At 54.6% G+C, this 25,396-nt stretch carries 22 protein-coding genes; 17 read left to right on the top strand and 5 right to left on the bottom strand.

Features of this window, described 5'->3' with window-relative positions:
* Genes gluQRS through clpS form a run of 3 tightly spaced genes read right to left on the bottom strand, consistent with a single transcriptional unit; the run spans position 1 to position 3,472 of the window.
* Positions 1 to 936: a tRNA glutamyl-Q(34) synthetase GluQRS gene (gluQRS, locus tag QOY30_RS12265; RefSeq protein WP_283744906.1), complete on the bottom strand. Its 936-nt coding sequence runs from the start codon at positions 934 to 936 to the stop codon at positions 1 to 3.
* Positions 911 to 3,169, bottom strand: coding sequence for an ATP-dependent Clp protease ATP-binding subunit ClpA (gene clpA / locus QOY30_RS12260; RefSeq protein ID WP_283744905.1), 2,259 nt, complete (start codon positions 3,167 to 3,169; stop codon positions 911 to 913). Before clpA ends, gluQRS begins: the two co-directional genes overlap by 26 nt.
* A complete protein-coding gene (gene clpS, locus QOY30_RS12255; protein ID WP_283744904.1) occupies positions 3,170 to 3,472 on the bottom strand; it encodes an ATP-dependent Clp protease adapter ClpS in 303 nt (100 codons plus the stop codon).
* A gap of 246 nt (positions 3,473 to 3,718) precedes the next feature.
* On the opposite strand from clpS, the gene QOY30_RS12250 reads away from it, so the two are divergent.
* From QOY30_RS12250 to QOY30_RS12175, 16 genes are all read left to right on the top strand, one after another.
* A complete protein-coding gene (locus QOY30_RS12250; RefSeq protein WP_013029103.1) occupies positions 3,719 to 3,922 on the top strand; it encodes a cold-shock protein in 204 nt (67 codons plus the stop codon).
* 126 nt (positions 3,923 to 4,048) lie between these two features.
* A complete protein-coding gene (locus QOY30_RS12245; RefSeq protein ID WP_283744903.1) occupies positions 4,049 to 4,591 on the top strand; it encodes a pseudouridine synthase in 543 nt (180 codons plus the stop codon).
* 504 nt (positions 4,592 to 5,095) lie between these two features.
* Positions 5,096 to 5,341, top strand: coding sequence for an FmdB family zinc ribbon protein (locus QOY30_RS12240; protein WP_283744902.1), 246 nt, complete (start codon positions 5,096 to 5,098; stop codon positions 5,339 to 5,341).
* The gene (locus QOY30_RS12235) at positions 5,338 to 5,958 is read left to right on the top strand and encodes a DUF502 domain-containing protein (RefSeq protein ID WP_283744901.1); all 621 of its coding nucleotides are present in this window, start codon (positions 5,338 to 5,340) and stop codon (positions 5,956 to 5,958) included. The genes QOY30_RS12240 and QOY30_RS12235 overlap by 4 nt, the downstream gene beginning before the upstream one ends.
* Before the next feature lie 43 nt (positions 5,959 to 6,001).
* Entirely contained in the window at positions 6,002 to 7,798 is a 1,797-nt protein-coding gene (gene aspS, locus QOY30_RS12230; protein ID WP_283744900.1) for an aspartate--tRNA ligase, read from the top strand.
* Positions 7,799 to 7,800: 2 nt separating this feature from the next.
* Positions 7,801 to 8,289, top strand: coding sequence for a guanyl-specific ribonuclease (locus QOY30_RS12225; RefSeq protein WP_283744899.1), 489 nt, complete (start codon positions 7,801 to 7,803; stop codon positions 8,287 to 8,289).
* Positions 8,290 to 8,291: 2 nt separating this feature from the next.
* Positions 8,292 to 8,666 carry a barstar family protein gene (locus tag QOY30_RS12220; protein WP_283744898.1) on the top strand — a complete coding sequence of 125 codons (375 nt, stop codon included), beginning with the start codon at positions 8,292 to 8,294 and terminating at the stop codon, positions 8,664 to 8,666.
* The gene (gene nudB / locus QOY30_RS12215) at positions 8,666 to 9,115 is read left to right on the top strand and encodes a dihydroneopterin triphosphate diphosphatase (protein ID WP_283744897.1); all 450 of its coding nucleotides are present in this window, start codon (positions 8,666 to 8,668) and stop codon (positions 9,113 to 9,115) included. The genes QOY30_RS12220 and nudB overlap by 1 nt, the downstream gene beginning before the upstream one ends.
* The gene (gene nadA / locus QOY30_RS12210) at positions 9,108 to 10,205 is read left to right on the top strand and encodes a quinolinate synthase NadA (protein WP_283744896.1); all 1,098 of its coding nucleotides are present in this window, start codon (positions 9,108 to 9,110) and stop codon (positions 10,203 to 10,205) included. Before nudB ends, nadA begins: the two co-directional genes overlap by 8 nt.
* A gap of 57 nt (positions 10,206 to 10,262) precedes the next feature.
* The gene (locus QOY30_RS12205) at positions 10,263 to 11,006 is read left to right on the top strand and encodes an endonuclease/exonuclease/phosphatase family protein (RefSeq protein ID WP_283744895.1); all 744 of its coding nucleotides are present in this window, start codon (positions 10,263 to 10,265) and stop codon (positions 11,004 to 11,006) included.
* Positions 11,003 to 12,169, top strand: a complete 1,167-nt coding sequence (gene clsB / locus QOY30_RS12200; protein ID WP_283744894.1) for a cardiolipin synthase ClsB — start codon at positions 11,003 to 11,005, stop codon at positions 12,167 to 12,169. Before QOY30_RS12205 ends, clsB begins: the two co-directional genes overlap by 4 nt.
* Positions 12,170 to 12,315: 146 nt before the next feature.
* The gene (locus QOY30_RS12195) at positions 12,316 to 14,802 is read left to right on the top strand and encodes a glycogen/starch/alpha-glucan phosphorylase (RefSeq protein WP_283744893.1); all 2,487 of its coding nucleotides are present in this window, start codon (positions 12,316 to 12,318) and stop codon (positions 14,800 to 14,802) included.
* Complete coding sequence (gene glk / locus QOY30_RS12190) at positions 14,799 to 15,779, top strand: glucokinase (RefSeq protein WP_283744892.1); 981 nt, start codon at positions 14,799 to 14,801, stop codon at positions 15,777 to 15,779. Before QOY30_RS12195 ends, glk begins: the two co-directional genes overlap by 4 nt.
* 261 nt (positions 15,780 to 16,040) lie before the next feature.
* A complete protein-coding gene (locus QOY30_RS12185; protein WP_283744891.1) occupies positions 16,041 to 17,927 on the top strand; it encodes an ABCB family ABC transporter ATP-binding protein/permease in 1,887 nt (628 codons plus the stop codon).
* Positions 17,928 to 17,997: 70 nt separating this feature from the next.
* Complete coding sequence (gene pbpG / locus QOY30_RS12180) at positions 17,998 to 18,912, top strand: D-alanyl-D-alanine endopeptidase (protein WP_283744890.1); 915 nt, start codon at positions 17,998 to 18,000, stop codon at positions 18,910 to 18,912.
* Between the two features lie 32 nt (positions 18,913 to 18,944).
* Positions 18,945 to 19,256 carry a hypothetical protein gene (locus QOY30_RS12175; RefSeq protein WP_283744889.1) on the top strand — a complete coding sequence of 104 codons (312 nt, stop codon included), beginning with the start codon at positions 18,945 to 18,947 and terminating at the stop codon, positions 19,254 to 19,256.
* A gap of 492 nt (positions 19,257 to 19,748) precedes the next feature.
* Here QOY30_RS12175 and QOY30_RS12170 read toward each other — a convergent pair whose 3' ends face one another.
* The gene (locus QOY30_RS12170) at positions 19,749 to 21,152 is read right to left on the bottom strand and encodes an aminotransferase-like domain-containing protein (protein WP_283744888.1); all 1,404 of its coding nucleotides are present in this window, start codon (positions 21,150 to 21,152) and stop codon (positions 19,749 to 19,751) included.
* Positions 21,153 to 21,295: 143 nt separating this feature from the next.
* Between QOY30_RS12170 and QOY30_RS12165 the strand changes: the two genes are divergently transcribed.
* A complete protein-coding gene (locus QOY30_RS12165) occupies positions 21,296 to 22,516 on the top strand; it encodes a 4Fe-4S binding protein (protein ID WP_283744887.1) in 1,221 nt (406 codons plus the stop codon).
* 196 nt (positions 22,517 to 22,712) lie between these two features.
* Here the strand turns inward: QOY30_RS12165 and QOY30_RS12160 are convergent, their stop codons facing one another.
* Positions 22,713 to 25,250 (bottom strand): diguanylate cyclase domain-containing protein, encoded by a 2,538-nt coding sequence (locus QOY30_RS12160; RefSeq protein ID WP_283744886.1) that lies wholly within the window; start codon positions 25,248 to 25,250, stop codon positions 22,713 to 22,715.
* Between the last annotated feature and the right edge of the window lie 146 nt (positions 25,251 to 25,396).

Here is a 25,396-nt window from a genome sequence, read left to right as displayed (position 1 = left end):
TTATTTCATTGTGGCAGCGTCTGAAGATGGCAATGCTCGTATTCCGATAAGCCTTTCAGGATGCCAATTCTGAATTGCCCACTCCAGGACCGTTTCCACACTGCTACCGGCCATCGTCGTTGGCGGTTGCTGCTTCAGGAAATTTAACACTCTTAGCAACGTTGGCGCAGGATGCGTCTCATCGACCGGAGCAGCCAGGGTTTGTTTGCTCAACTTCTCCCCCGACTCGTTCACCGCGACAGGTAAGTGCAAGTATTGCGGAATGCGCAGGCCGAGCAAGTGCTGCAGGTATATCTGGCGCGGAGTGGAGTCCAGCAGGTCTGCACCGCGCACGATGTGCGTGATGCACTGGAATGCATCGTCAACTACCACCGCAAGTTGATAAGCGAACAGACCATCCGCCCGCTTTACCACGAAGTCGCCTATTTCGTTTTCAAGGTATTGGGTGCAGCAACCCTGAAGTACGTCATCAAACTCAACCGCTTCGTTGTTCGTACGTACTCGCCAAGCCCGTGCTTCTCGACCAATCGGAATGCCATTGCGACAAGTGCCGGGATAGACCGGCCCCTCAATACCGTTCAAAGCCGAATCCGCAATCTCCTTGCGCGTGCAACAGCACGGATAGGCCGCACCATTGGATTGCAGCATGCGCAGCGCGTCCTCATAAGCAGCTGTTCGTTGGCTCTGGTAGAGAACGGGCTCATCGCTATGCAGCCCAAATGCATCCAGAGTGCGCAGGATGTTATCTGCCGCACCTGTTACACAGCGCGGTGTATCGAGGTCTTCCATGCGTACCAGCCAGGTGCCGTGGTGATATTTCGCATCGAGATAGCTGCCGACAGCGGCCACCAGCGAACCGAAGTGGAGATGGCCGGTAGGGGAGGGGGCGAAGCGCCCCCGGTAACCGGAATCAGACGGGGACAGTTTCTTCCTCAAACTCCAGCACTACCTTGCCGTCCTTCACATCCACCGTGACCTTGCCGCCATTCGCCAACTTGCCAAACAACAGTTCGTCTGCCAGCGCGGAGCGGATGGTATCCTGGATCAGGCGTGCCATTGGGCGTGCACCCATGAGCGGATCGAAACCGTTCTCGGCGAGGTATTCCTTGAGCGCGTCGGTGAACATCGCATCCACTTTTTTATCGTGCAATTGTTCATCCAACTGAATGAGGAATTTGTCCACCACGCGCAGAATGACTTCCTTGGATAAAGAAGCGAAGGAAACGATTGCATCCAGACGGTTGCGAAATTCCGGTGTAAACATCTTCTTGATATCGACCAATTCATCACCGGCAGACGTAACCTGGGTAAAGCCGATCTGCGTCTTGTTCAAAGCTTCGGCGCCTGCATTGGTGGTCATGATGATAACCACGTTGCGGAAATCGGATTTGCGCCCGTTGTTGTCGGTGAGCGTGCCGTGGTCCATCACCTGCAACAGGATGTTGAAGATGTCCGGGTGCGCCTTTTCAATCTCGTCCAGCAGCAGCACGCTATGCGGTTGCTTGCTGATGGCTTCGGTGAGCAGCCCGCCCTGGTCGAAACCGACATAGCCGGGAGGCGCGCCGATCAGGCGCGACACGGCATGGCGCTCCATGTATTCTGACATGTCAAAGCGGTGTATCGGCATGCCCATGATGTAGGCAAGCTGACGCGCCACTTCGGTCTTGCCGACGCCGGTGGGACCGGAGAACAGGAAGCTGCCGATTGGTTTTTGCGGGTTGCCGAGGCCGCTGCGCGACATTTTGATGGCACGTGCGAGTGCATCGATGGCTTTGTCTTGGCCGAATACCGTGGCTTTCAGGTCCCTATCCAGATTTTTCAGGGCATTGCGGTCATCATGCGACACGGTGCGCGTCGGGATGCGCGCAATCTTGGCAATAATTTCTTCGATTTCGTGCTTTCCCACGACCTTTTTCTGTTTGGACTTGGGCAGGATGCGTTGGGCTGCTCCTGCTTCGTCCAATACATCAATGGCCTTGTCCGGTAAGTGGCGATCGTTGATAAAGCGTGCAGACAATTCGGCGGCGCTGGTGATGGCGGCGGCGCTGAACTTGATACTATGGTGTACTTCAAAACGTGATTTCAGACCTTTGAGAATCTCGATGGTCTGTTCTACAGACGGCTCTGACACGTCAATCTTCTGGAAACGGCGAGATAGCGCCGAATCCTTCTCGAAGATGCCGCGATATTCCTGATAGGTCGTGGCGCCGATGCACTTCAACGCGCCGCTGGAAAGTGCGGGTTTGAGCAAGTTGGAGGCGTCCATTGTGCCGCCGGAAGCGGCGCCGGCTCCGATCAACGTGTGGATTTCGTCAATGAACAGCACCGCGTTGGGGGCGTCTTTGAGTTCTTTAAGCACAGCTTTCAGGCGTTGCTCGAAATCGCCGCGGTATTTGGTCCCGGCCAGCAATGAACCCATGTCCAGCGAGTAGACATGCGCATCTTTCAAAATATCCGGTACGTCGCCTTCAACTATGTTGCGCGCCAGTCCCTCGGCTATTGCCGTCTTGCCCACGCCGGCTTCACCTACCAGCAGCGGGTTGTTCTTGCGGCGGCGGCACAAAGTCTGAATTACGCGCTCCAGTTCAACATCGCGACCTATGAGCGGATCGACTTTGCCTGCCAAGGCATGGGCGTTCAGATCCAGAGTGTAATTTTTGAGCGCACTGTCGCTGCTGTTTTCCTGCTCGGCATCCGATTCGTTCGCGGTTTTTTGCGTGGAGGGCTGGATTTCGGCAGTCTTATTGATGCCATGCGCGATGTAATTCACCACGTCGAGACGGGTGACCGCGCGCTGGTTGAGGAAATATACCGCGTGGGACTCCTTTTCCCCGAACAGTGCAACCAGAATGTTTGCTCCGGTCACTTCTTTCTTGTTGGTGGACTGCACATGCAGGATGGCACGCTGAATTACGCGTTGGAAACCTACAGTGGGCTGAGTGTCCACCTCGCCGATACCGGGGACGACCGGGGTATGAGTCTCGATATGTTGCACCAGCACGGCGCGCAACTCCTCAATGTCCGCCCCGCAGGCACGCAGCACGTGCGCAGCGGAAGGATTATCCAGCATCGCGAGCAACAGGTGTTCGACGGTGATGAATTCGTGCCGTTTCTGGCGGGCTTCGACGAATGCCAGATGCAGGCTGACTTCCAGTTCTTGCGCGATCATTTAGTTTTCCTCCGTATGACATCGTAAAGGATGTCCATGCTGCGTTGCAAACGCCGATACCTGAGATACCTTGGTTTCAGCGATGTCTTTTGGGTACACGCCACATACGGCGGAACCCTTATTGTGTATTTGGAGCATGACTTGCGTCGCGCGTTCCTGACCCATCGAAAAAAAAGTCCTCAAAACCTCAATGACGAACTCCATAGTGGTGAAATCATCATTGAACAGAATCACCTTATAAAGCTTGGGCGGCTTGGTTTTGCTGCGCTCCAGCAGGTTTACGTTTTCTTGCTTGGTTGCCATTGTTTGCTATTCTCACCCGGTGCACAACTCCATATTTGACGATTAACGCGGGTTTTTCAAGTCAATTCGCTAATAAATTGTATTTTGCCCTTGACGTTGTAAGTTCAAGTGGGGTAAAAAGCGTTCGGGTGTTTGAATCAAAGTATCTGCTAGTGCTGGTTTTGCCATGTGCGGTCCCATTTGCGATCTTGGAATTCAAACAATTTGACGGGATTCCACCCGTTGTTTTTTGTAAGGAAGTTAAGCATGGCAAACGGTACTGTTAAATGGTTCAACGATGCAAAGGGTTTTGGTTTCATTACTCCCGATGATGGCAGCGAAGATTTGTTCGCGCATTTCTCCGCGATCAACATGAGCGGCTTCAAGTCTCTCAAAGAAGGTCAGAAAGTGACTTTCGAAGTTGTTCAAGGACCAAAGGGCAAGCAAGCCTCCAACATTCAAGCGGGTTAATCCCTGTTTGAGTTGTAAAAAAGCCCGCCACGAAAGTGGCGGGCTTTTTTATCACATTACATTTGAGTTGCCGGAACATTGCGGTTCTTTATGGAAAACACGGCATTGCTGTGCCGTAAGTAGAAAATGAGTCGGATTTTGCTGTTCAACAAGCCGTATGGAGTGATCTGCCAATTCAGCCGCGACGGTCTGCATCCGACATTGGCGGATTACATTACAGCTCCGGGTTTCTATCCCGCAGGTCGTTTGGATACCGGCAGCGAGGGGCTGTTGTTGCTCACTGACGACGGCAAGCTGCAACATCGCATTACCGATCCAAGTCACAAACTGCCCAAGACTTATTGGGTGCAAGTGGAAGGTATTCCAGACGAAGCGGCTCTGGAACGCTTGCGAGGCGGTGTGCAGTTGAAGGATGGGTTGACCCTTCCGGCACAAGCAAGTCTGATGGAAGAGCCTGCCGACCTCTGGTCACGCGACCCGCCGGTTCGCTTTCGCAAAGACATTCCTACCTGCTGGCTGCAACTCACCATACGCGAAGGCAAGAACCGCCAGATTCGACGCATGACGGCTGCAGTCGGCTTTCCTACCTTGCGCTTGATACGTCATGGGATCGGGGAATGGTCACTGGACGGGATTGCACCAGGAAAATGGTCTGGCACCGATATATAACATTGTTTTTAGTATGGATTTATGGTTGTCTGCCTGTCGTCAGTTGTTGTCATTCCTTCGCCAATATTCCATCAAACCGTCGGTCTTGCCCTTTGCGGACAGACAATTTCAGCTTTGGCACAGCTGTTGCATTACTAAATTCGACGATTCCGGTTATGCGGGAGCGAGCGAATGGAGGATGCATGAAACCGATTTGGCTTGGGATTATTTTTATTCTTGTGTACGGCTTGTTTTCCATGAAAAGTTACGCAGCTGAGGAAGTATCGGCTGAGTACACCGTTTTTGCGGGGAGCGGGCACTTTTGAATTCACCCTGCGCAGATGAATAGATGAACGGGATGCTCGTCCTGATTAATGCATATTCCAGATATATCCGCTGCAAATGGAACAGGGTGCAGGCGCATGGCATGAGTTAGTATCGTTGAAATGCTGCTGCGATAAACCAGCTTCTTCCTATTCGGGGGCGCGGGGTATAATGCGCGCCTTTCAAATGCAGGAGCAGGACATGCCCATCTATGAATATCGTTGCAGCAGCTGTGGCGCACAAAAAGATGTGATGCAGAAGATCAGCGACGCACCGTTGACAAAATGCCCGGAATGCGGCCAGGAAGCCTTCGCCAAGCAGATCAGCGCGGCTGGCTTTCAGCTAAAAGGTAGCGGTTACTACGCCACCGATTTCAAGAACAAGCCAGCAGTTCAGTGCGAGCCGTCAGCCTGCTCGGCCTGTCCGGCTGCAGGCACTCATTCGTGAAGAAATACCTGCTGACAGGTTTACTCGTCTGGGTGCCGCTGGGCATCACCCTGTGGGTCTTGAACCTCATCATCAGCACTCTGGACCTGACTCTGACCTTGTTGCCGAGGCATTGGCATCCGGATGAATTGCTGGGCATCCACATTCCCGGCTTGGGCGTCATTCTGACAGTAGTCGTCGTGCTGACTACCGGTTTGCTCGTTCGTAACGTATTCGGCCAGCGCCTACTGACCTATTGGGATGGCCTGTTGCGCCGTATCCCTTTCGTCAATGCCATCTACAACAGTGTCAAGCAAGTCAGCGATACGCTGCTGTCGGAGAGCGGCAGCGCTTTCGGCAAAGTATTGCTGGTGCGCTACCCGCATCCCCAGACATGGTCATTGGCATTCCAGACCAGCGTGCCCGGGGAAGTGACGCGCGTCCTGGCAGGTGACGAGTATGTCGGCGTATTCGTGCCGACCACGCCCAGTCCGGTGAACGGTTTCTATTTTTACGTAAAGAAGTCCGAGACTATCGAGCTGGACATCAACGTGGATGCGGCATTCAAGGCCATCATTTCGATGGGTGTGGTTACCACACCTGAAACGGCGGCCAAACCGGCCAAACCGAATAAGTAATTTCCCTTTTGTTTTTTTTTGATCAATCTGAACTGAATCATCTATGCGAACTCATTACTGCGGGCAACTCAATGTTTCCAACCTCGGCCAGACCGTCACCCTGTGCGGCTGGGCACATCGCCGCCGCGATCACGGCGGTGTAATCTTCATCGACCTGCGCGACCGCGAAGGCCTGGCACAGGTGGTGTGCGACCCGGATCGCGCAGACATGTTCAAGATTGCCGAATCGGTGCGCAACGAGTACGTGCTGAAAGTGACTGGCCGCGTGCGCCGCCGCCCGGAAGGCACCGAGAACAAGAACATTCCCAGCGGCGAGATCGAGCTGCTGTGCCATGAAATCGAAGTGCTGAATGTCGCCGTCACGCCGCCGTTCCAGCTGGACGACGAGAACCTGTCCGAAAACGTACGCCTCACGCACCGTGTGATCGATTTGCGCCGTCCGCAGATGCAGAAGAACATGATGCTGCGTTACCAGACGGCCCGTGCATTCCGCCGCTACCTGGACGACAAGGGTTTCATCGACATCGAAACGCCGATGCTGACCAAGTCCACACCCGAAGGAGCCCGCGATTACCTCGTGCCGTCGCGTGTGCATGCCGGCGAGTTCTTTGCCCTGCCGCAGTCGCCGCAATTGTTCAAACAGCTGCTGATGGTGGCCGGCTTCGACCGTTACTACCAGATCACCAAATGTTTCCGCGACGAAGACTTGCGCGCCGACCGCCAGCCCGAATTCACCCAGGTGGATATCGAGACATCCTTCCTGACCGAAGAGCAGATCATGGAGTTGATGGAAGAAATGATCCGCACGGTGTTCAAGGAAGTGCTGAACGTGGCGCTGCCCAACCCGTTCCCGCGCATGAGCTATGCGGAAGCGATGAACCGTTTCGGTTCGGACAAGCCCGACCTGCGCGTGACGCTGGAGATCACCGAGGTGACCGACGCCGTGAAGGATGTCGCGTTCAAGGTGTTTGCCGGTGTCGCCAACTCCGAGAATGGCCGCGTGGCGGCTTTGCGCGTGCCTAACGGCGGCACGTTCACGCGCGGCGAGATTGATGAATACACAAAATTTGTCGGCATATACGGTGCCAAGGGGCTGGCTTACATCAAGGTCAACGACGTTACGCAACTGAACGAGACCGGCCTGCAATCGCCGATCGTGAAGAACCTGAACGAAGCCGCGCTGAAGATCATCATCGAGCGCACTGGTGCTCAGAATGGCGATATCATTTTCTTCGGTGCGGACAAGGCAAAGATCGTCAACGACGCGCTGGGCGCTTTGCGCAGCAAGATCGGCCACGAGAAAGGCTACACCAACGGCAAGGCGTGGGAGCCGCTGTGGGTGGTTGACTTCCCGATGTTCGAATACGACGACGAAGCCAAGCGCTGGAACGCCTGCCATCACCCGTTCACCGCGCCCAAGGACGAGCATCTGTCCATGCTGGAAAGCGATCCGGGCAAATGCCTGGCCAAAGCCTATGACCTCGCCCTGAACGGTTCCGAGATCGGCGGCGGCTCGGTGCGTATCCACAAAGAAGCGGTGCAGAGCCAAGTATTCCGCGCGCTCAATATTGGCGCGGAAGAGGCCCAACTCAAGTTTGGTTTCCTGCTGGATGCATTGCAATACGGCGCACCGCCTCACGGCGGCTTGGCCTTCGGCCTTGATCGCATCGTCACCATGATGACCGGCTCCGAATCCATCCGAGACGTGATTGCCTTCCCCAAGACGCAGCGTGCACAATGCCTCCTGACCCAGGCGCCGTCACCGGTGGATGAGAAACAACTGCGCGAACTGCACATCCGTTTGCGCCAGCCAGCGGCGACCGAGGCGCCCAAGGAATAAGGATGCCGCGCGTGACTCGAGCGCAGTGGTGGCTGCTGATTGGCTTGCTGCTGTGCTTGCCGTTTGCGCAGGCGCGCAGCCATCATTCTCATGGTTCCGTTGCTAACGCACCCATCAGCCTTGCCGAGCTGCCAACGGAAGCGCGCAATACCCTGCAACTCATCAAGAACAATGGTCCTTTCCCTTATTCGCGCGACGGCGTGGTGTTCAGCAACTACGAACACGTGCTGCCGCAGCAGCAACGAGGTTATTACCACGAATACACCGTGAAATCGCCGGGCGCACGCAATCGGGGTGCACGGCGCATCGTCTGCGGCATCGCACCCGCAAGGGGTAGGCCGATGGGTTTACCCGTAAAGGGTACGCCGCCAGACACTCGCCCTCCGGGCGATCTTGGCGCAGCCCCGCTGCTGCGCAGCGACCCATTCGCACTGCCGGAGTGCTATTACTCCGACGATCATTACCGTTCTTTCCGTCGTATCAGGGAGTGAGCATGAGCGATTTGTGCAAGCGGCTGCAGAGCGTGAGCGAGGCTGGGGTATATCGCCTCAATTGTTCCCTGGAGGATTTGCGCGCCAGCGCGACGGAAGGCGGATTCGCCGTGTTCGAGGCGGATATCGCGAATGCCAGCGGCAAAGGTGAGGTGCTGGCAGAGTTGGCGCGCGCGATAGCGGCACCAGACTGGTTCGGTCACAACTGGGATGCGTTGGCCGATGCATTGGGCGATCTTTCCTGGTGCCCCGCATCCGGATATGTATTGCTGCTGCAGGGCGATCCGTCAGGCGAGGCAGTGCTGGATGACATCCTCGACGCCACCATATCGTTCTGGAAGCTGCAGGACAAAGCGTTCTGGGTGTTCATCGCATAATGCCTGCATATAAACAACCCATCTCGGTGCTGATCGTCATCCATACTTCGGCGCTCGACGTGCTGCTGATGGAGCGTGCCGACTATCCGGGTTATTGGCAATCGGTGACCGGCAGCCGCGATGATGAAGAGACCTTGCGCGAGACCGCGATACGCGAAGTGAAAGAAGAAACCGGACTGGACGCGGCGCGCTATGTGCTCACCGACTGGCAGGAGCAGAATGTGTACGAGATCTATCCTCGGTGGGCGCATCGCTATGCTCCCGGAACAACTCATAACACCGAGCATGTGTTCGGTTTGCAACTCCCGCAACAAGTCGCAGTCCAACTATCGCCGCGCGAACACCTGAACTACCAGTGGTTGCCTTGGGACGTTGCGGCGGACAAGGTATTTTCGCCGAGCAACCGTGCGGCGATCCTGCAACTACCGGAACGTATCCAACATGGCTGAAAACATCATCTCCATCGCTTACGATCATCCCGATGCCGCCCAGACCAGTTGCAGCACGGCACATGCATGGGCGAAAAAGCCGCGTGAGCCGGATGCGGCCGAAAAGGCCGAGTTGATCGCACGCATCAAACGCATGTTGAAGGAACAGGATGCCGTGCTGGTGTCGCATTACTATGTAAATTCGGACCTGCAGGATCTGGCGGAGCAGACGGGCGGGATCGTTTCGGATTCCCTGGATATGGCCAACTTCGGCCACCAGCATCCGGCCAAAACGATTGTTGTTGCAGGCGTGCGCTTCATGGGAGAGACCGCAAAGATACTGAATCCGGAAAAGCGCGTGCTGATGCCTGATCTCGAAGCGGAATGTTCGCTGGACTTGGGATGTCCCGCAGACGAGTTTGCCGCCTTCTGCGATGCCCATCCCGACCGTACCGTGGTGGTGTATGCCAACACCAGCGCAGCAGTCAAGGCACGGGCCGACTGGATGGTGACGAGTTCGATCGCAATGCCGGTGGTCAAGCATCTCAAGGAACAGGGCAAGAAGATATTGTGGGCGCCGGATCGCCACCTCGGCAACTACGTGCAGGAACAGACCGGGGCGGACATGCTGCTCTGGCAAGGCTCGTGCATCGTGCACGACGAATACAAGGCGAAAGAACTCGTCGAGTTGAAAATGCTGCACCCGCAGGCCAAAGTATTGGTGCATCCGGAGTCGCCGCGTGCCGTGATCAAACTGGCCGATGTGGTCGGCTCCACCACGCAGCTGATCAAGGCGGCACAGGGTTCCGGCGCCAGAGAGTTCATCGTGGCCACCGACAACGGCATCCTGCACAAGATGCGTACCCTGTGTCCTGACAAGATATTCCTCGAAGCGCCCACCGCCGGGGTCGGTGCGAACTGCACCAGTTGCAGCCACTGTCCGTGGATGGCGATGAACGGCTTGATCAATCTGGCGGAAGTGCTGGAGCGCGGCAACAACGAGATCCATGTCGACCCTGCCATCATTCCGCGTGCGGTGTTGCCGATCCGGCGCATGCTGGATTTTGCCAAGCTGATCAAACTCCCGACCAGCGGAATCGGCAACGCCTGACAGTACCGGGCGCGAGGTTGGCGCACGTTCAAACGCTGATTGGGTAGAATGGCGTGCATGACCACGCTCAAGATCGCCACCTACAACATTCATAAAGGTTTCTCGCAGTTCAATCGCCGCGTGGTGCTGCACGAGTTGCGCGAACGATTGCGCGAACTGGATGCCGACATCCTGTTTTTGCAGGAGGTGCAGGGTGCGCATGCGGGTCATGTACAGCGTCATGCCGATTACCCTTCCGGTCCGCAGCATGAGTTTCTTGCCGATGAATTTTGGGCGCACCATGCTTACGGCATGAATGCGACATACGATGAAGGACATCATGGCAACGCTATTCTCAGCCGCTTCCCCATTGTGCAGACTTTCAACAAGGATGTTTCCGCACATCGTTTCGAGAGTCGTGGCTTGTTGCATTGCGAAGTGGATATGGAAGGGCTGCGCGTGCATTGCCTGTGCGCCCATTTCGGCTTGTTCGCCAAGGGGAAGCGCGTGCAGATGCGCGCTCTGGTCGAATATGTCCTGAACGAGATCCCCTCCGGAGCCCCGCTGCTCATCGCGGGCGACTTCAACGACTGGCGCAACCAGCTGAGTCTAACGCTGGCCCAAGAACTTGGCGTGCAAGACGTGTTTGACCTGCAGGAAGGAAAGCCAGCGCGCAGCTACCCATCCAGAGTCCCGCTCTTCAGGCTGGACCGCATCTACGTGCGCGGTTTCAGTGTACAAGGATGCGATGTGCATATTGGCGGTAAATGGCTGCGGTTATCCGACCACGCCGCGCTTTCCGCGCAATTGGAAAGACAATGAATCGTATCCACCGGGTATCGGACAACGAACTGACGCTGCTGCAGAACGGAGTGGCATTTTTCCCTCAGCTATGCGCCGATATCGATACCGCAAAACATTCCGTCTATCTGGAAAGTTATATCTTTGCCTCCGATGTGATCGGGCATCAGGTTGGACTCGCCTTGCAACAGGCTGCAGAGCGCGGCGTGGTGGTGCGGGTATTGCTTGACGGCTTTGGCTCCGCCGAGTTGCCGGCATCTTTTGTGGATGGTTTGCGCAAGTCAGGGGTGGAAGTGCAATGGTTCAGGCGCGAGATTTCACCTTTTACCATGCGCCGTAGCCGCATGCGCCGCCTGCGGCGCATGCATCGCAAGCTCGCAGTAATGGATGGGAAAGTGGCTTTCGTTGGCGGCATCAACATCATCCACGATATTCCCGCGAAACTGGACTTCGATGCACCGCGTCTGGATTACGCAGTGAGAATACAGGGGGAGCTTGCGGGCGAAGTGCAGGCAGTGATGCAGCGCCTGTGGGAGATGGTGTCCTGGGCTGCATTCCGCAAGCGCGTCAAGGAAGAGGGATGGCGCCTGTATCGGGTCAAACAGCGCCCGGATTCCAATGTAAAACTGGTATTGCGCGACAACGTGCGGCATCGGCGCGACATCGAGCGCACCTACCTCAAAGCCATTACGGGTTCAAAACGCGAGGTTGTCATCGCCAACGCCTACTTTCTTCCGGGGCGCCTGTTTCTACGGTCACTGATTCATGCGGCGCGGCGCGGCGTGCGTGTGGTAGTGGTGGTGCAGGGCAAAGTGGAATACCGCTTGCAGCATTATGCGACCCTTGCCTTGTACGGGCGCTTGCTTGATGCGGGCGTGGAGATTTACGAATATCACGCCAGTTATTTGCACGCCAAAGTCGCGGTCATTGATGGCGAGTGGGCGACGGTAGGCTCTTTCAATATCGATCCGTTCAGCCTGTTGTTGGCGCGCGAGGCAAACCTGGCCGTCAATGACGCGGGTTTTGCCGGTGATTTGCTCGGCAGTCTTATGGATTCCGTCAAGCGCGATGGACGGCGTGTGAATCTTGCTCGCCCCAACCTCGCCACGCGCTTTTTGTCACTGATGAGTTACGGACTGATACGTTTCATCATTGGAGTTCTGGGCCTCTCCAAGAGGCACTGATGGAACTGGCGAAAGGAATCGTCGGTTCGCAGCGGCAAAGCAACCGGCTTCGCTCCCCGAATTGACACTGCCTTGCGCCGCGCGGAGAATCCGGACGAGAGTTGTCTCACATCCAACTAACGCTTGCACACCACACGGGGAAAGCGATGAGAAGCAAAGCGGCACCGCAACATCGAAACGCGGGCATGAACAAGGAGGCGATTGAAGACTCGCTTGTCGATCACCTGATCTACACCAGCAGCAAATACCACACCGATGCCACCACGTTCGACTGGTTCCAGATCACGGCGCTGACCGTGCGTGACCGCCTGGTAGAGCGCTGGATGGAAACCATGCAACGTTATTACGAGCAGGACGTCAAGCGCACTTACTACCTGTCCCTTGAATTCCTGATGGGGCGTACGCTCAGCAATGCCATGCTCAATCTGGGCATCGAAGAGCAATGCAAGGCTGCTCTCTTTGAATTGGGACTTGAATTCGAGGCGATCTCCGAGATCGAGACCGACGCGGCGCTGGGCAACGGCGGACTCGGCCGTTTGGCTGCATGCTTCCTCGATTCCATGGCTACGCTAGACCTGCCTTGCTACGGCTATGGCATTCGCTACGAATACGGCATGTTCCGCCAGAGCATTGAAAACGGCGTACAGATGGAACATCCGGACAACTGGCTGCGTTACGGCAATCCGTGGGAGTTCCCACGTCCCGAATTGTTGTACCCGGTCAAGTTCCACGGCTGCGTGGTGGAGTACAAGCATGAAAACGGTCTATTGCGACATCACTGGGTCGATACCGATGATGTGATGGCGATGGCCTATGACACCCCGGTCCCCGGCTATGGCGGCAAGACGGTCAACAACATGCGCTTGTGGGCGGCGAAGTCCTCGCGCGATTTCGATTTGCGCTATTTCAACCAAGGTAACTACATTCAGGCCGTCGCCGACAAGAACGAGTCGGAGAATCTGTCCAAGGTACTGTATCCGAATGACTCCAATGAGATGGGGCGCGGACTTCGCTTGAAGCAGCAGTATTTCTTCGTCAGTGCTTCGCTGCAGGACATGCTGTTCCGCTTCAAGAAGAACCACGACAGCTGGGATCTACTGCCGGAAAAACTGGCAGTGCAACTGAACGATACGCATCCGTCCATCGCCGTTGCAGAGTTGATGCGCCTGATGGTCGATGTCCATCACCAGACATGGGATCAGGCGTGGAGTCTGACTACCCGCATCTTTTCCTACACCAACCACACGCTGATGCCTGAGGCGCTGGAAACCTGGCCGGTGGCGATGATAGAGAGCCTGTTGCCGCGGCACATGCAGATCATCTACGAGATCAACCACCGCTTTTTGCAGCAGGTGATGCACCAGTTTCCCGGCGATGGCGACTTGTTGCAACGCTTGTCCATCATCGACGAGCGCGATGGCCGCCATGTGCGCATGTCCCATCTTGCCATCATCGGCAGCCACACGGTGAACGGAGTTGCCGCACTGCACACCGAACTGATGAAACGCACTATTTTTGCCGACTTCGAACGCGTTTCGCCGGGCAAAATCATCAATATCACCAATGGCGTCACGCCGCGCCGCTGGCTAAACCAGGCCAATCCGGGCCTGGCCAGGCTGATCACCGAACGGATCGGGAACGAATGGCTGACCAACCTCGACCAATTAAAGAGATTGCACGAGTATGCGGATGAGGCCGGGTTTCAGCAGCAGTTCCGTGCCGTCAAACTGGCGAACAAGGAACGCTTGGCGGGGCTGATAAGAAAGAAGCTCGGTATCGAGGTCGATCCCGCTTCGCTGTTCGATATCCAGGTCAAACGCATACACGAATACAAGCGGCAGATGCTCAACGTGTTGCATGTCATCACCTTGTATAACCGGATCCGTAGCGGCGTCCATTCCGATTTCGTACCGCGTACCGTGATCTTCGCGGGCAAGGCGGCACCCGGCTATGCGATGGCCAAACTCATCATCCGGCTGATCAACGATGTCGCGGATATTGTCAACAACGACCAGCAGATGGGCGGCAAACTGAAGCTCGTGTTCATACCCAACTATGATGTATCGAAAGCCGAGCACATTGTGCCGGCTGCCGATCTTTCCGAACAGATATCCACTGCCGGTACCGAGGCTTCGGGCACAGGCAACATGAAGTTGTCGTTGAACGGGGCGCTCACCATTGGCACGCTGGACGGCGCCAACATCGAGATACGCGATGAGGCAGGTGCGGAGAATTTCTTCCTGTTCGGCCTGACTGCCGAGGAAGTCGCAATGCTGCATAGGCAGGGTTACGACCCCCGCGGATATTACGACGGCAATGCAGAGTTGAAACAGGCACTGGATATGGTTGCGTCGGGCTATTTCTGTCCGGACGATGCCGGGCGATATCGGGATATCGTCGATGAGCTGCTCACACGCGACCGTTTCCTGGTGCTTGCAGACTACGCTTCCTATGTTGCCTGCCAGGACAAGGTGAGAGAGTTGTTTCGCGACCAGAATGAATGGGCGAGGCGCGCCATCCTCAACGTGGCCGCAATGGGGAAGTTTTCCAGTGACCGTACCATACGCGAATATGCAGAACGCATCTGGCATGTCGCTCCGATAGAACCGACAGGAAAGATCGATATTCCATGAGCAGGGCAGTCGCAGGCGACATCGGGGGAACCAAGACGCGACTCGCAATCGTCCGGGTCGTCGGTACTCGGGTGAGTATCGAGCGAGAGATCATCTATCCCAGTCGCGACTTCGCCACTTTTGAGACTCTGCTGGCGGATTTTCTGACAGGCATGCAAGTGCCTGCGCATGCGGCATTCGGCATAGCCGGGCCGGTGCAGGGCAGGGCTGTACGCACCACCAATCTGCCTTGGTACATCGACGCTGACGTATTGCAGCAGCGCTTTGGTTTCAAGGTTTGCACATTACTTAACGATCTGGAATCCATCGCCTGCGGACTCGCGGCTCTGGGAGATGCAGACCTGTCGAGCTTGCAGCAAGGAGACGCAGATGCCCGAGGCAATGCCGCCATCATCGCCGCCGGAACGGGACTGGGTGAAGCGGGCCTTTATTGGGACGGGCAACGGCACCATCCCTTTGCCACGGAAGGGGGGCACACCAGTTTCTGTCCGCAAGACGATCTGGAAATCGATTTGTTGCGATATTTGCAGCGCCTGTACGGGCATGTCAGTTGGGAGCGCATCGTCTCCGGCATGGGGCTGGTCGAACTGCATCAGTTTTTGTGCGCCTACCGCAAATCAGCCGTGCCACCGTGGTTGTCCGATGAAATGCGGGCGGGAGATGCGGCAGCCGCAATTTCCAGGGCTGCTGCGGTTGGTAGTGATGATATCTGTATCGAGACGATGGATCGCTTTGTGCAATTTTATGGCGCGGAGGCAGGCAATCTCGCGCTGAAGGCCATGAGCCGCGGTGGAATGTATGTTGGGGGCGGCATCGCGCCCAAGATATTGCCGATGTTGCAGCGCGGCACGTTCATTGAGGCATTCCTCGGCAAAGGACGAATGCGCCATGTGCTGGAGGCGATGCCGGTGCGGGTCATTTTGAACGAGCGGGCTGCATTATATGGTCCGGCACTCCGCGCTACACGCCCGGAATGATGCACGGCGGAGGTGCATTAGGCGACATTTTGGAGCAGTTCATTTCAACATCCTTCATTCCGCAAAGGCATAATCCTTTTTGAATCAAGGCTAAGCAAGATTGGCATGGTGCTTGCTATAAATTATCCGAGGGCGGACTCGAGGCTCCACTCACCGCTTTCATGTATCTCCTCCTGTATTTGGGCATCCTCGCGGATGCCCATTTTTTTGGGAGGAGGGCGGCAGGCTATAATGCCTGCTGTCATTTAATGTAATGCCCAGATGAAACATTATTCGAGTTCTTCATCCGCCCCAACGCGCACCGATTGGCGGGTCATTCGCAGCATGCTCCCCTATCTAATGGAATTCAAAGTCCGTGTGGCGGCGGTGATCGTGCTGTTGGTGCTGGCCAAATTGACCAACGTCGCTGTGCCGCTCGTGCTCAAGTCTATCGTGGATGCAATGGGCAAGCCCAAGGCGATGCTTGCCATTCCGGTGTTTTTGGTCGTGGGCTATGGTTTGTTGCGGTTGTTCAGTACGCTTTTCGGTGAGTTGCGCGATGCCCTGTTTGCCAAGGTCACGCAACGTGCCATCAGGCGGGTTGCCCTGCAGGTTTTTGAGCACCTGCACAGCCTGAGTTTGCGTTTTCATCTGGAACGGCAAACCGGCGGAGTGTCGCGCGACATCGAACGCGGTACGCGCGGCATCAGTTTCCTGCTTACCTTCCTGTTGTTCAACATCCTGCCGACGCTGTTGGAGATAGGTCTGGTGGCGGGTGTCCTGTTTTACAAATACAACCCGTGGTTTGCCATCATCACGTTTGCCACGCTGGTGCTCTACATCGCTTTTACCCTGACCATCACCGAATGGCGCATGGTGTTCCGCCGTACCATGAACGACATGGATTCAAAAGCCAACACGCGCGCCATCGACAGTCTGATCAATTACGAGACGGTCAAGTACTTCGGCAATGAAAATTTCGAAGTCGAGCGTTACGACGAACAGATGCAACGCTGGGAAGTCTCTGCTGTGCGCAACCAGACTTCGCTGGCGACGCTCAATGCCGGGCAGAGCATCATCATCGCCATCGGCGTGACTCTGCTCATGCTGCTGGCGGCGGACGGGGTCGTGAAGGGCACCATGACCATCGGCGACTTGGTTCTGGTCAACGTCTACATGCTGCAGCTCTACATGCCGCTGCATTTTCTGGGCTTCGTCTACCGTGAAATCAAGAACGCCCTGGCCGATATGGAGAAGATGTTCCGTCTGCTGGACGTGAATCGAGAAGTGCAGGATGCGCAGCATGCACTGCCGCTCAGGTTGAACGGTGCTGCAGTGCGGCCACGACACGGTGCGGCGGAGCCGACGAGTGCGGGAGTGGCCGCATCGCACCCCCTCCCGCAAACGGCTGACTTCGTCAGTAACGTGTCGGGGGTGCGCTTCGAGCACGTCAATTTCTCGTACGATCCGGCGCGCGAGATATTGCACGATGTCAGCTTCGATATTCCTTCAGGACACACGATCGCGGTGGTGGGCGCTAGCGGGGCGGGCAAATCCACCCTGTCGCGCCTGCTGTTCCGTTTCTACGATGTGAATGGGGGAGGCATCTCGATAGACGGACAAGATATCCGCAACGTAACACAGACGAGCCTGCGCGCGGCCATCGGTATCGTGCCCCAGGATACCGTGCTGTTTAACGACACCATCTATTACAACATAGCCTACGGTCGACCGAATGCCACCCGCGCGGAAGTGATTTCTGCCGCACAGTCGGCACATATCCATACATTCATCGAATCCCTGCCGCAGGGTTACGATTCCATGGTGGGAGAACGCGGACTGAAGCTTTCATGCGGGGAGAAGCAGCGTGTCGCCATCGCCCGTGCCATCCTCAAAAATCCGGCGATACTTATCTTTGACGAGGCGACTTCGGCTCTGGATTCCAAGTCCGAAAAAGCCATACAGGACGAGTTGCGCAACATCGCCCAGAACCGTACCACGCTGGTAATTGCCCACCGTCTGTCGACTATCGTTGACGCTCATCAGATTCTTGTGATGGACAAAGGCCGTATTATCGAGCGCGGAACACATCGTAACTTATTGGAAAAACAGGGAATTTATGCCCAGATGTGGGCCTTGCAGCAGCAGGAAGAGCCTTTGGCCATTTAGTCACACTCGTTGAATCTTATTGATTTTTTAAGGTATCCTCCGAGTCATATTCAAGAATCAAAGGGGAATCATGCGTAAAAAGATCATCATGCTGGCTTTGCTCGGTCATGTGTTGCTGGCACATGCAGCTGACAATGAAGGCACTGACACGACGATAGTGCGCGACGACCAGTCAGCCAGCGCAGCATACAGTCGTATGCCGGCTCCAAGGCTGCAGTCTGCCATCGCCATGATCTATGATGAGCAGGATCAGCGCCCGATCTATTCCAAGAACTCCGAAAATGTCGTGCCCATTGCATCCATCACCAAACTGATGACGGCAATGGTGGTCCTGGATGCAAAACTGCCGATGGACGAACTGATCAGCATCAGTGCGGAAGACCGGGATCATTTGAAAGGGACACGATCACGCATGCGCAACGGCATGACGTTGACGCGTGAAGAACTGATCAAGCTGGCTTTGATGGCTTCCGAGAATCGTGCAGCCGCAGCTTTGGCGCGCACCTATCCGGGTGGAACTCCGGTGATGCTGGCGATGATGAACGCCAAGGCGCGCGAATTGGGAATGAATTCGACCCATTTCTTTGACCCGACAGGATTGACCAGCACCAATGTTTCGACTGCGCAGGATCTGGTCAAAATGGTCATGGCAGCGCAGGGCTACCCGGATATCCAGCGCTGCACCACGACGGGTTCTCACATTGTGCAAGTGGACGAGCGCCGTACGTTGCATTTCAGCAATACCAATCCCCTGGTGAGGAACTCCCAATGGGAGATCGGTATCAGCAAGACAGGCTATATCAGCGAAGCAGGACGTTGCCTGGTCATGCAGGCCAAGATCACCAACCGTCCGGTGGTTATCGTGCTGCTGGATTCCTGGGGCAAGCGCACCCGTGTCGGCGATGCCGTCCGCATCAAGCATTGGATGGAGACCGCAGTTTCGGGCAATGTGCGGCATGCCAGCTATCGCAGATATAACCAGTGATCAGTCCGGCGTACACCGCCTTGAAATAGGAAATGCCCTGCCAGGAACTTGGCAGGGCATTTTTATTCCAGACTTTGGAAAACTTGTCCGGCTTCCAAGCTTATATAACCATCCCCAACATCCTCCCGGCGCTGACCGAGCTCAAAGCTTTGTCAGAACAACGTCACGCATTTGTCGCGGTTGACATATGCCATGCTCCAAGCGCTTATTGTCAGAATCCATGCGATCATTTTGGCGATAAGCGAATTTATTATCAGCCAATCCATTTGCAAGACGACTGTAAAAGCAGTGATGTTGAAGGCGATGATCATATAAATGATTACCAGTGGCAGCTTGAACATTAATCTACCCTCTTGTTTGATTAAAGAATGAATCCTGACTTGTTGTGCATTGATTCTTTGTCCCATATCGCCCGATCCCGTTTGGGCGTCATACAATCGATCCACTTTTCATGACGCTGACTATCTGAACCATTTATCCAACAATCCGGAATACATGAGTACATAGAACAGTGCTATACCACCTAGAATCCCCAACTCCAGCGAATGCAGTACTGACATATTATTTCTCCCTTTTCTGATTTGGCGAACGAGCTTGCTTCTTGTTCGGGAGTAACCTTACATGATGAAGATCTGACAATACATGTACAGTTAATTAGATATTCAATGGTACTGTACTGGTTCCTGCGCCGTGGCAATTGTCGATATCGTCCAGAGCGGCAATTGTCGAAAATTTAGAAAATACAACTAAATCAATTAATTGTATTGATTTTGTGCCGTTGGTGGCGGGTGCTTGCATGCGTGCGATCGGGAGTTCTGCCGACACTGCGATTCAAATTATTTTTGCAGGCAGCCTGATAGGAATTCGAAAGTGGCGTCGTCATTGCAGTGCGCGACGTTGAACCTGAACCAGGGGGAAGGTTCCTGGTGCGGCTTGAACATGTGTCCGGGGGCGAGCATGATCCCTTTTTTGGCTGCGAGGCTTGCGATTTCTGCTGAATTGCATTGGTCATCCATCTTTGCCCAGATGAACATGCCGCCATCGGGTTCGCAATGCAGCGTGAAGCGCAGTCCCTCCAGTCTGGAAATGGTGGTCTGCCTTGCCAGCAACAGCTTCGCCCGTAGCTTGTCGAGGTGTTTTCTATAGTGTCCTTCGGTCAGGAGTTGGTACATCAGCCGTTCGCTGATCTCGGAAGTGGTGAGGCCGGTCAGTAGTTTGACGTCGCACAGGCTTGCTGCGAGTTCGGGGCTGCATGCGAAGTAGCCGACACGCAGACTGGCCGATACCGTTTTTGAGAAGCTGCTGACGTAGATCACCCGGTTGAGCTGATCGAGTGTCGCCAGACGCGTCAATGTTGCCGGGTGGAAGTCGCCGTAAATGTCGTCCTCCACGAGCATCATGTCGTATTTTTCGGCAAGCTGAAGCATGCGATAGGCGACGGCCTGACTGATGCTTGCGCCTGTCGGATTGTGCAGGATGGTGTTGGTGAAAAATATCTTCGGACGATGCTCCTTGATCAATTCTTCCATTGCATGGGTATCGGGGCCGTCGACATTCCAGGGCACGCCCACGATCTTGGCGCCGAACGATTTCAAGCCGCCAAAAAGGATGAAATATCCGGGATCGTCGACCAGCACTGCGTCTCCGGCCCGGATGAAATATCGGGCGATCAGATCCATGGCATGCGTGACACCGGAAGTCAGAACGATCTGGGAAGCGCCGGCAGCAATTCCGATACCCGACAACTTGTTGCTGAGCAATTCCCGCAACGGCAGATAGCCGCTGGGCGTGCCGTAGGCCGTCATGAATTCGCCGTCCTTCAGCGACAGCGTACGCAGGCTCTTCTTGATCCCCGTCTCTTCCATCCATGCGGCAGGCAGCCACCATGCTCCGGGCATTGTGCTGCTGGAACGGTGCTCGAGCGAATTCCTCAAAAGCCACACGATGTCCATCACGCTGTCTGGTTCGTATGAGTTCTCCATCGCAACATATGGGTTCTGGCGTTGCGATACATAGAATCCCGACCCCTGTCTCGACTGCAGATAACCCATGGCCACCAGCCTGTCGTAGGCCTGTACGACCGTAAACCGGCTGATGCCATGATCGTGGGCGAAGTTCCTGATTGAAGGCATGCGCGTTCCGGCCCGGATGGCCCTGTCATCAACCATCTTTTTCACCGCGTTGGCAATCTGGTCGATCAGCGGCAGAGAGTCGTTCGAATCCAGGCTTACGATTGGCATGGTTTGTGTGCCGGTACAGGGCTGTTGTATAGGTTGATAACTGTATATGTACTGTATTGCAACTGTTCTGTAATGTAAACGCCAGTATCGTCGGATACATATCAATCGCTTCTGAACGAGAGCGGGATTAAATGGGGAAACAGATGGCCACACCGCAATTCCAGCCGAAATATCATTGGAAGAGAAGAGGAACGCAGTTCGGCATGTTGCTGCTGATCATCCTGATACCGATCTTCGGGCTGTTCCGGATCGATTTAGCCACCGCAAGTTTCTTCATCCGGGATCTCCAAGTGGATTGGACAAATTATCCCTTCCTGATTGGACTGGTCACTGTGGTTTGCACCGCCATCATCCTCACGTACATGACTGTAGGCTCGGTCTTTTGCGGGTGGGCCTGTCCGCAAAACCTGTTTTCGGAAATGGCGGACGGCTTGACCCACAAACTTCTTGGCAAGCGTGCAGATGTACGCATAGACGGCCCGGGAATGATCGTGGCGGCTTCCAAGAACAAGGTAATCAACTGGCTGATCCTGGGATCGAGTTTCCTCGTTGCCTCCGCGGTTCTGGCCTACTTCTTACTGATGTTCTTTTATACGCGCAGCGATATGTGGGATTTCCTCACCGGCGAATCAAACCGGCGGTCCGGCATGACCGTCATGTACTGGATAACGACCTTTTTCATCTTCATCGATATCGCCACCGTACGCTATCTGTATTGCGACTATCCCTGCCTGTATCGTGTCTGGCTCAGGTTCTTCAGGAGCCCGGATGCACTCCATATATCCTATGATGCTTCACGCTCGTCAGCTTGCGAAAAATGCAATTACTGCGCAACGACCTGCATCACCGATATCCAGCCGACCAATATCAGGATCACCGATACCTGCGTTGACTGCGGTGAATGTATCGATGCGTGCGACCGGCTGCATGCAAAATCCGGATTAAACGGGCTGCTGAGTTTCAAAGTCAGTGAAATCAAAGTCAGTGAAATCGGAAACGGCATGCCCCGGCGCAAAGAACCGGGTAAATCCTTCGCATATTCCAAATGGCTGGTGGGCGCATTCTTCCTGCTGGGATGCACCCTGATGGTATGGGGAGGGGAACTGGCTTCGCAAAAAATCCTGGACAAAGAAAAGCTACTGCAAGAGAACCGGGAGATTCAGAGGATATCCCGCGTTTGCAACGCACAGTGCGCTACGCTGCAGGTCAAATGCAATAGCAAAAACATGGCAGGATGTTACCGCGCCTCAGCCTGCATGTGCGAATGTACGCTGGAGCAAGATCCGACAAGCTCCTCCGCCGACTCGTTGCGGCAATGTGTTCAGAACGGTACTGCCCATGCACATGCGTTGGGAAGTCTCTGATCAAATCGTTGGCAGTTTCGTTTCTTGTTTGAGGAAGCGAAGATCGAACACAAAGTACCGAATAGTTCCGGCCAAAACGATCTGTGCGTTGTGAGTCTTTTGGCTAACCGCTGTTGACAGAACTCTCTCGTGTCGTCCAGCCATTCGTGGAAATCGCCGGTAAATCCGTCGACGTCCACAAGATACTCCTGTTCATTTATGCGCCAGCAGATTGGATTGCCGGTCCGTCAGTTGGACAGTAGAACCGTATCTGATTTTTTCCTGTGTCTTTTGCCTGATACATCGCAACGTCGGCCCATTGCAGAATGTGGACCGGACTTTCCTCGTGATCGAGGAACACCATCACGCCAATACTTGCAGTGCAATGATGACGGATAACAAGGTCGGCATCCGTTTCGCTTTTAAGGGTAAGCACATAAGGCTCCGCCAGGCTGACACGGATTTTCTCGGCTATAAGCCGTGCTTGGGAAGTCGATTCAGCCTTGTCGACATCAAGCTCCTTGAGCAGTATCACGAACTCGTCGCCGCCAAATCGGGACACGGTATCCATTGCACGCACGCAGCTTTCCAGGCGGCTTGCCACTTCGACGAGCAAGAGATCGCCGGCCATGTGCCCAAAGTTGTCGTTCAGCGATTTAAAGTTGTCCATATCGAGGACAAATAGTGCCGCATAACGGTTACTGCGTTTGCTGGCAATCATTGTCTGCTCCAACCGGTCATTGAACAAACGACGGTTGGGAAGATGGGTCAGGACGTCATAGAAGGCCAAATCGTGAATCTGATCCTCGGCCAATTTTCGATCTGTGATGTCATAGAACCAACCCAGAGTGCATTGTCTTTGTTCAAATTCCAATGGCAGGAAAGAGGCTAAGGCCCATTTATTTTCCGAGGGCTGATTGGGATTCCGCAACTCGATCAGCTTGTTGCTGATGCTCTCTCCCTTGCGGAGTTGTTCAACAATTTCATCATAATCCTGCGGGTGCGCGTAGTAGTACCTTGGATTGACCCCAACTACCTTGTCACTCGAGACGCCAATCAAATTGGCATAACTCTGATTGGCAAATATCACTCTGCCGGAATCGTTTGCCGATATGCGAATGGCAATGGGGCTGTTTTCCAGTATGAAGTGGAAACGCGATTCACTTTCACTCAGCTTTCTGGTTCTGTCACTTACCTGCGCTTCAATGCGCGCGGTATATCCTGTTCCAAGCAACAATAGTGCGCCAATCAGACCCGTACCCAAAATGCCGAAAGTAAGTACGGCAAAACTTTGCCAGCCCCGATGGTGTTCAAAATATGCCCGAGTCGGTGCCGTTTCCAGTTGGTAATGACGGGTTCCAAATTTGAAAACCTGATTCTTCAGAACTTGAGTGGATTCCGTACTGAAATTGTTATATAAAACTTTCTGCTCATCCAGATCAACGAGCCGCGTATATATCAAAGGGCGCATTCCCGTCAGTATTGCATTCATGAAATCGTCCATGCGTAATACAGTCAGGACAACACCGGAATGGTTGTCATGCGAGTGTACAGCCAGCATGATCAAAACCCCAGCCTGGGACTGGGCATCTTGCACTAAATGCACCGCCTCTGTTGAAACAGAATTCTCGCCTTGTATCGCCTTGGTCAGGGCCTCATGACGTGCCGTATTCGAGGCAAGATCGAATCCAACAGCGGATTCGTTGCCCACCAAGGGTTCAATGTAGGTCACAGGATAGAAAATTTCACGCTCACCGGCCCGCACCAATTGTCCGGCAGTATTGCGCTCGCGAATTTCGAACTTTGGCAGATCTTTTCGCTGCTCAATCTCGAAACTACCGCGGCTTTCAATATCCACCCGTGGCACCCACTCTACTGCCTGAATCATGGGAAAACGCTTGAGTGCCTTTTGAACGAAACGGTGAAATTCCTGCCTGGTTACATGCCCGTGCTCATCGTGGAGAAACAGTCCCGCCATTTCATCCAGCAAGCCATCTTGTTCTTCCAGCTTTGTATTAACCTGATTGAATGCTTGCTGTGACAACTGTCTGAAATCCGATAACGAGTCGTTATATTCCCATTGGTTAGCCTTCAGAAAAATCACCACAAATAGTGCGAAGATCAGCAGCATCGGGACTGCAATAGTGCGCATGCGGCTTCGCCAAAGCGCACGAGGTTCGGCAGCCACTGTCATGACAATGGGCAGCATCACTACAACGCCAAGTGTGTCGCCGATCCACCAGGAGGTCCAGTTTGAGCCAAAGTTTGCAGCATTGATGCTGCCGAGAAGCCAGAGGCTTCCCGCCGAAAGCGTTGCACTTGTCAAACATAAAACCGGCGACAATAAAATAAAGCGCAGAATCTCGGAGCCATGATCAAGTGCCGCAGGGTAGCCGATTACACGCCGCAGCATCCAGTCGCCAATCCCTGCTTGCAGCGTTGACGCGACGGCGATGGCGATGGCAGCCGCAAACCCGATGGTGTTGATTTGCTGGTTGCTTGAATAGCCCACCCAGATATTCAGAAGCAAAGCGCCTGCAAAAATCCACGGCAAAGTTTTTCTTCCACCAATCAATGCAGCAGCAACTGCAATTCCGGCAGGGGGAAATATTGGAGAGGCATAGCCGGGTGGAAGGGCCAACATTAAACCAAGTTTGCCGCTGACTACATAGACAAGGGTTAACAAAAAGTAAACCATTGAACAGCGCGCGCAGCTGCCGGAGATGGGCACGGAGGTTTTAGCGCTATCTGTCATGTGGCGACAAGTCGTTTGCCAGGATGGGCAGGACAGATTTTGTACATGGCATGAAGACCATTCCATGCGAAATTGGAACAGACCTTTCACCAGAGAAGTACGGCTTGGTATTCATTATTTCTTGAAACTTATAATTTGCATCCAGA

Origin of the sequence: Sideroxydans sp. CL21, from assembly GCF_902459525.1 — a bacterium.
GTDB lineage: Bacteria > Pseudomonadota > Gammaproteobacteria > Burkholderiales > Gallionellaceae > Sideroxyarcus.
This window is presented reverse-complemented; position numbering and strand designations above follow the sequence as displayed.

Bases quoted from the DNA above. Each gene is read 5' to 3' on its own strand.
- clpA (WP_283744905.1), bottom strand. From the start codon at position 3,169: ATGATCGCGCAAGAACTGGAAGTCAGCCTGCATCTGGCATTCGTCGAA.
- clpS (WP_283744904.1), bottom strand. From the start codon at position 3,472: ATGGCAACCAAGCAAGAAAACGTAAACCTGCTGGAGCGCAGCAAAACC.
- QOY30_RS12250 (WP_013029103.1), top strand. From the start codon at position 3,719: ATGGCAAACGGTACTGTTAAATGGTTCAACGATGCAAAGGGTTTTGGT.
- QOY30_RS12245 (WP_283744903.1), top strand. From the start codon at position 4,049: ATGAGTCGGATTTTGCTGTTCAACAAGCCGTATGGAGTGATCTGCCAA.
- QOY30_RS12240 (WP_283744902.1), top strand. From the start codon at position 5,096: ATGCCCATCTATGAATATCGTTGCAGCAGCTGTGGCGCACAAAAAGAT.
- aspS (WP_283744900.1), top strand. From the start codon at position 6,002: ATGCGAACTCATTACTGCGGGCAACTCAATGTTTCCAACCTCGGCCAG.
- QOY30_RS12225 (WP_283744899.1), top strand. From the start codon at position 7,801: ATGCCGCGCGTGACTCGAGCGCAGTGGTGGCTGCTGATTGGCTTGCTG.
- QOY30_RS12220 (WP_283744898.1), top strand. From the start codon at position 8,292: ATGAGCGATTTGTGCAAGCGGCTGCAGAGCGTGAGCGAGGCTGGGGTA.
- nudB (WP_283744897.1), top strand. From the start codon at position 8,666: ATGCCTGCATATAAACAACCCATCTCGGTGCTGATCGTCATCCATACT.
- nadA (WP_283744896.1), top strand. From the start codon at position 9,108: ATGGCTGAAAACATCATCTCCATCGCTTACGATCATCCCGATGCCGCC.
- QOY30_RS12205 (WP_283744895.1), top strand. From the start codon at position 10,263: ATGACCACGCTCAAGATCGCCACCTACAACATTCATAAAGGTTTCTCG.
- clsB (WP_283744894.1), top strand. From the start codon at position 11,003: ATGAATCGTATCCACCGGGTATCGGACAACGAACTGACGCTGCTGCAG.
- QOY30_RS12195 (WP_283744893.1), top strand. From the start codon at position 12,316: ATGAGAAGCAAAGCGGCACCGCAACATCGAAACGCGGGCATGAACAAG.
- glk (WP_283744892.1), top strand. From the start codon at position 14,799: ATGAGCAGGGCAGTCGCAGGCGACATCGGGGGAACCAAGACGCGACTC.
- QOY30_RS12185 (WP_283744891.1), top strand. From the start codon at position 16,041: ATGAAACATTATTCGAGTTCTTCATCCGCCCCAACGCGCACCGATTGG.
- pbpG (WP_283744890.1), top strand. From the start codon at position 17,998: ATGCGTAAAAAGATCATCATGCTGGCTTTGCTCGGTCATGTGTTGCTG.
- QOY30_RS12175 (WP_283744889.1), top strand. From the start codon at position 18,945: ATGCCCTGCCAGGAACTTGGCAGGGCATTTTTATTCCAGACTTTGGAA.
- QOY30_RS12170 (WP_283744888.1), bottom strand. From the start codon at position 21,152: ATGCCAATCGTAAGCCTGGATTCGAACGACTCTCTGCCGCTGATCGAC.
- QOY30_RS12165 (WP_283744887.1), top strand. From the start codon at position 21,296: ATGGCCACACCGCAATTCCAGCCGAAATATCATTGGAAGAGAAGAGGA.
- QOY30_RS12160 (WP_283744886.1), bottom strand. From the start codon at position 25,250: ATGACAGATAGCGCTAAAACCTCCGTGCCCATCTCCGGCAGCTGCGCG.